Origin of the sequence: Arthrobacter sp. Br18 (assembly GCF_000520555.1) — a bacterium.
Taxonomy (GTDB): Bacteria; Actinomycetota; Actinomycetes; order Actinomycetales; family Micrococcaceae; genus Arthrobacter_D.
In genome coordinates this window covers 8,480-10,595 of the sequence record NZ_KI914870.1, presented here as the reverse complement: position 1 = coordinate 10,595, position 2,116 = coordinate 8,480, and the positions used below count along the sequence as shown (strand labels likewise).

At 67.2% G+C, this 2,116-nt stretch carries 4 protein-coding genes; 1 reads left to right on the top strand and 3 read right to left on the bottom strand.

Features of this window, described 5'->3' with window-relative positions:
- Positions 1–27 precede the first annotated feature (27 nt).
- The 3 genes from Y704_RS0111555 to rpmI all read right to left on the bottom strand — a co-directional run bounded on the left by Y704_RS0111555 (position 28) and on the right by rpmI (position 1,729).
- Positions 28–963, bottom strand: a complete 936-nt coding sequence (locus Y704_RS0111555; protein WP_026550238.1) for a TrmH family RNA methyltransferase — start codon at positions 961–963, stop codon at positions 28–30.
- Positions 964–1,002: 39 nt separating this feature from the next.
- Positions 1,003–1,437 carry a 50S ribosomal protein L20 gene (rplT, locus tag Y704_RS0111550; protein WP_026550237.1) on the bottom strand — a complete coding sequence of 145 codons (435 nt, stop codon included), beginning with the start codon at positions 1,435–1,437 and terminating at the stop codon, positions 1,003–1,005.
- A 97-nt stretch (positions 1,438–1,534) separates the two neighbouring features.
- Positions 1,535–1,729, bottom strand: coding sequence for a 50S ribosomal protein L35 (rpmI, locus tag Y704_RS0111545; RefSeq protein WP_026531962.1), 195 nt, complete (start codon positions 1,727–1,729; stop codon positions 1,535–1,537).
- Positions 1,730–1,921: 192 nt separating this feature from the next.
- Here rpmI and Y704_RS24855 point away from each other — a divergent pair.
- The coding region (locus Y704_RS24855) for a hypothetical protein (RefSeq protein WP_216698977.1) at positions 1,922–2,116 on the top strand (195 nt) is incomplete at its 3' end.

Genomic DNA, 2,116 nt, shown 5'->3' with positions numbered 1-2,116 from the left:
GTGGCTCAAGCCTAGTGGCTTCGGGAGTCAGCCGAGCCGCTGCGCTCGCGCTGACGCGTACAGGCACACGGTCGCCGCCGTGCCGACGTTGAGGCTTTCGGCCCGGCCGTAGATCGGCACCGCCACGCGGTGGTCCGCTCCGCCGAGCACGGCGTCGGGGAGGCCCTGCGCCTCGTTGCCGAACAGCCAGGCCGTGGGCGCCTCCAGGCGGGCGCCGTCGTCGGACGTGTCGCTTCGCCCCTGGTCAGCTTCGGCTGAAGCAGGTGCCGCTGCAGGGGACGGCTCGTTGAGCCGCCGCCGTGCACTTGCGTCCTGCAGGAGGTCGAGGTCGACGTCACCGTAACCGTCGGCGGCCAGCACTGAGATGCCCTGCTTCCTCAGCTCGGACAGCAGGATGTCCAGGTCCGCGCCGAGTACCACCGGGAGATGGAACAGCGACCCCGCCGTGGAGCGGACCGTTTTGGGGTTGTACAAGTCCACGCTGGAAGCGGAGAGCACGACGGCGTCGGCCCCGGCTGAGTCGGCTGCGCGGAGGATCGTGCCGGCATTACCGGGATCCCGCACTTCCGCCATCACCGCGATCAGGCGGGGCCTGGCGGCGAGCATGTGCTGAAGCGTCACGTCGATGAAGGAACAGACCGCGATCACGCCCTGAGGCGTCACGGTGGAGGACATGGCCGCGAGGACTTCCCCGGTGACCGGCCGGGGTGCCGGCTTCCCGGCAAGGCCGGGATGCCGTTGGAGAAAATCTTCGGTGGCGAACACTTCCTCCACGACGGGAGGTTCACCCGCCGCTGTCCGCTCTGCGTGCAGGGCCAGGGCCTCGCGGACGGCCTGCGGGCCCTCCGCCAGGAAGCGGCCCTGCCTTAAACGCGACGGACGCCCCGCAAGGCGTGCGACTTCCTTCACCCGATCGGCTCGGGGGTTGGACATCGGCGACTGGGGGCGTCCGTCGGTATTCATGGATCCGTTGGTTGCTGCCGGTGGAAACCGGCCGTCAACCTAGGCCTTTGCCGGGGCCTTGGAAGCGCGGGGTGCCTTGACGGCCCTGGCCTCGGTGACGACAGGCGCGGAGGTGTCCGCGGGTAGCGCGTTCCTGGCGATCTGTACCAGGGCGGCGAAGGCGGCGCCGTCGGTGACAGCGAGGTCCGCGAGCATCCGGCGGTCGACCTGGATCTCGGCGGCCTTCAGGCCCTGGATCAGACGGTTGTAGGTGAGGCCGTTGGCGCGGGACGCGGCGTTGATCCGCTGGATCCACAGGCGTCGGAAATCGCCCTTGCGCTTGCGGCGGTCACCGTAGCTGTACACGAACGAGTGCAGCAGCTGCTCTTTGGCCTTGCGGTACAGCCGTGAACGCTGTCCGCGGTAGCCCTTGGCGCGCTCAAGGATAACCCGGCGCTTCTTGTGGGCGTTGACCGCCCTTTTCACACGTGCCACGTGCGTACTCCTTCAGTAGATCTCCCGGTACAGCCTGACGGCTGCAGCTCCCACCCGCGAACGGCTGCGGAGCTTCTCCGGATTGGTTGATTGGGTGTTAGATGCCCAGCATCTTTTTGATGACCTTGGTATCGGCCTTCGAAACGATCTTGTCGCTGGCCAGTCGGCGCGTCAGCGTGGAGGACTTGTGCTCCAGGTAATGACGGCGGTTGGCCTGCTGGCGCTTGAGCTTTCCACTGCCCGTCAGCTTGAAGCGCTTCTTGACGCCACTGTGGGTCTTCATCTTCGGCATAGGAACCGATCTCCTTCTGATAGCCGTGGGCAGTCACCCACGGGCGGCACCCAGGGGCGCCTGCTGGTTTTTCTTACGTGCCGGGAATACCCGACAGTAGAAAGCGCCTACTCGGTGCTTTCCGGCTTTGGCCCGCTCGGCTCGCTCTTGGTCGGAGCGGTCCTGCCGGCAGGTCTTGGAGTGCCAGCCGGCTTGCCGGCGGACCCTGGTTTCGGAGCTCCACCCGGTTTCGGCGCTGCGACCGGCTTCGGCATAGCTGTCGGTTTCGCCGGCGCAGGAGCCGTAGCCGCAGGTGCAGGTGCAGTTGCAGTTGCAGTTGCCGCAGGCTTCGAGGCAACGGCAGGCTTCGACGCAACGGGCCTCGTGACGGCTGGTGCCGACGGCGAG

Bases quoted from the DNA above. Each gene is read 5' to 3' on its own strand.
- Y704_RS0111555 (WP_026550238.1), bottom strand. From the start codon at position 963: ATGAATACCGACGGACGCCCCCAGTCGCCGATGTCCAACCCCCGAGCC.
- rpmI (WP_026531962.1), bottom strand. From the start codon at position 1,729: ATGCCGAAGATGAAGACCCACAGTGGCGTCAAGAAGCGCTTCAAGCTG.